Raw genomic sequence first — 3180 nt, 5'->3', positions numbered from 1 at the left:
AAAACTTATAAATGGGGAAAAGACGATTACCGATCACACAGCAACCGCCTTTTCTCTCTTTATTTTACAATAAGGGCATTCATATTCGCAAAGGACTTGATCTCATCCGCCAAGCTTACCATTTGCGCTAAACGATTTGCCTTTAATGACTCATTATCCGCTATAACCATTGTATGATCGAAGTAAGCATCGATCGGTTCTTTTAAGGCTGCAAGTGAAGCAAGCGCCGCCTCATAATCTTTTTTGCTGAAGTTTTCCTGCAGATTTTGCTTCGCTGTTTGGTAGGCATCAAACAGTTTTGCTTCGTATTCATTTTCAAAAAGATCAGGCTGAATGTCTCCGCGGACTCCTTTTTTGCTGATAGAGATCACTCGGCCTAACGCTTCGGCTGTTTCCTTAAAGCCAGGTGCACCAAGCTTTTGCTCCAGTACTTGTGCTTTATGCAGCGCAGAGTACGGCTCAAGCTCAGAGCTTTCCAGCACGGCGTCAATGACATCATGTCTGATTTGTTCAGCATTCAAGACATATTTCAAGCGCTGAGTGAAGAAATCCAGCAGTTCAATTTCTTTATCGGTTTGTACGAAAGTAAGCAGCTCTTCAAATGAAATTCCCCAGTTGCGGTCAAGAAGAATCGCAACAATACCGCTTGCTTGGCGGCGCAGTCCGTAAGGGTCCTGGGAACCAGTCGGAATTACGCCGATAGAGAAGAATGAAGCGATTGTGTCAAGCTTATCCGCCATAGCTACAACAGCTCCGGTGAAAGTAGAAGGCGTTTCTCCGCCCGCTGATCTAGGCATATAATGTTCATTAACTGCCGCCGCCACAGCTTCATCTTCGCCAAGCATTCTCGCATACTTTTCGCCCATAATTCCTTGAAGTTCAGGGAATTCATATATCATATGCGTCACAAGGTCGAATTTAGAAATTTCAGCAGCCCGCTTCACATGTTTTAATGTATCTTCATCAGCCTGAAGGCGAACGGCAAGTTTCTCTGCGATTGATGTGACTCTTCTAACCTTATCAGCAAGAGAACCAAGCTCTTCATGGAAAACGATATTTTCAAGCTTCTTCACATTTGCATCAATGTTTAGTTTCTGATCTTCTTTGTAGAAGAATGAAGCATCAGATAAACGTGCGCGCAGCACTTTTTCATTGCCTCGGGCCACATTTTCAATCGCGTGGCTGTTGCCGTTTCGGACTGTGATAAAGTGAGGCAGCAGGTCACCGTTTTTGTCTTTGACAGGGAAGTAGCGCTGATGCTCTTTCATTGTTGTGACAAGCACTTCTTCAGGAATTGACAGAAACTCGGATTCAAATGAACCGTAAAGAGCTGTCGGGTATTCTACTAAATGATTCACTTCATCAAGAAGGTCTTCGTCAACTGGAATGCTCCAATCGTTTTCAGCAGCCATTGCTTCCAGCTGAGATTGAATCATTTGCTTTCGGACGCTAGGATCAGCAATAACATGCTGTTCTTTCAGCTGCTCTTCATAAGCTGAAGGTGATTCAATTGACACTTCATGTCCGAGGAAACGATGTCCCTGTGTTGTCCGTCCAGACTCAACGTTTGTGATCGAAAATGGAATGACATCCTGTCCAAATAATGCGACAATCCATTTGATCGGTCGGATATAACGCAAATCTTCATTTCCCCAGCGCATGTTTTTCGGGAAATGCAAGCTTGTAATTAAACCGCTCAGTTCCGGCAGAAGCGACTTCGTTTCTTGGCCGGCTTGGAACTTTTGCACGAATACATACTCTATGCCTTTTACTTCTTTGATGTACAGGTCTTCCACATTTGCGCCTTGGCCTTTTGAAAAGCCGATTGCCGCTTTTGTCCAGTTCCCGTCCGCATCAAGGGCAATTTTTTTCGCAGGCCCTTTTGCTTCTTCTTTTATATCATCCTGCTTTTCTGCGACATCCTTAACGAACACAGCAAGACGTCTCGGTGTATTGAAGAGTTTCACTTCACCGTGAGTAATATTTTTTTCTTTAAGCCAGCATGTCAGCTTGTCGCCAAGCTGAACCATGCTTTCATTCAAAAAGCGCGCCGGCATTTCCTCTAATCCGATCTCTAAAAGTAAATCCTGTTTACTCATGAGAAGAACCCTCCCCTTTAAGCATTGGGAACCCTAGTTTTTCTCGTTCCTCATAGTAGGTTTTTGCTACTTTTCTAGCTAAATTCCGCACTCTTGCGATATAGCCCGTCCGCTCGGTAACAGAGATCGCACCTTTGGCATCAAGCAGGTTGAAAGTGTGCGAGCATTTCAGCACATAGTCATATGCTGGATGAACAAGTCCGTTGTCCATTTGCTTGATCGCTTCTTTTTCATATGTGCTGAACAATTGGAACAGCATATCGACGTCTGATGTTTCAAACGTATAAACAGAATGCTCATATTCAGCCATCATGAATAAATCTTTTACTGTAAACCCTGACGTCCATTCCAAGTCAAACACGTTTTCTTTATCCTGGATATAAGACGCGAGACGCTCAATTCCATACGTAATCTCTACAGAAACGGGTTTACACTCTAATCCCCCGACCTGCTGGAAATACGTAAATTGTGTTATTTCCATTCCGTCAAGCCAAACTTCCCAGCCTAGACCCGCGCAGCCTAAAGACGGATTCTCCCAGTTGTCTTCAACAAAGCGAATATCGTGCTCAAGCGGATCAATTCCAAGAGCACGCAAGGAATCCAAATACAGCTCTTGAATGTTATCAGGTGACGGTTTAATAATGACCTGGAACTGATGATGCTGATACAGTCTGTTCGGGTTCTCCCCGTAGCGGCCGTCTGCAGGACGTCTGGAAGGCTCTACATAAGCCACTTTCCACGGCTCAGGGCCGATACTGCGCAAAAATGTATACGGGCTCATCGTGCCGGCTCCTTTTTCTACATCGTAAGCCTGCATAAGCACACAGCCCTGACTGGACCAATGCTTTTGCAAGGTTAGAATCATGTCTTGAATATTCATTTCAAGCACCTCCACTTTTCTTTCATAAGTTGACTGCGGCAGCAACCAAAAAACTCCCGTCTCTATGCTTGCCAGCCGCAAACATAGGGACGAGAGTTCTCCCGCGGTTCCACCCTAGTTGCTGAGAACAAAACCCCAGCCTCTTTTTTTAAAATTGCTCAAGAATGCCTTTCGTTGCGTGCTCATCCTTAGCTTACACCG

At 44.7% G+C, this 3180-nt stretch carries 2 protein-coding genes; both read right to left on the bottom strand.

Annotation, left to right across the window (positions count from 1 at the left end):
* Nucleotides 1-59: 59 nt before the first annotated feature.
* Nucleotides 60-2099, bottom strand: a complete 2040-nt coding sequence (glyS, locus tag RAC86_RS37205) for a glycine--tRNA ligase subunit beta (RefSeq protein ID WP_377886812.1) — start codon at nucleotides 2097-2099, stop codon at nucleotides 60-62.
* On the bottom strand, nucleotides 2092-2979 hold the full coding sequence (gene glyQ, locus RAC86_RS37200; protein WP_003226213.1) for a glycine--tRNA ligase subunit alpha: 888 nt from the start codon (nucleotides 2977-2979) through the stop codon (nucleotides 2092-2094). Before glyQ ends, glyS begins: the two co-directional genes overlap by 8 nt.
* Nucleotides 2980-3180 lie beyond the last annotated feature (201 nt).

It is taken from the genome of Bacillus sp. LR_5 (assembly GCF_042709275.1).
The sequence above is the reverse complement of the archived record's forward strand: the minus strand, read 5'-3'. Positions and strand labels throughout refer to the sequence as shown.

Bases quoted from the DNA above. Each gene is read 5' to 3' on its own strand.
- glyS (WP_377886812.1), bottom strand. From the start codon at position 2,099: ATGAGTAAACAGGATTTACTTTTAGAGATCGGATTAGAGGAAATGCCG.
- glyQ (WP_003226213.1), bottom strand. From the start codon at position 2,979: ATGAATATTCAAGACATGATTCTAACCTTGCAAAAGCATTGGTCCAGT.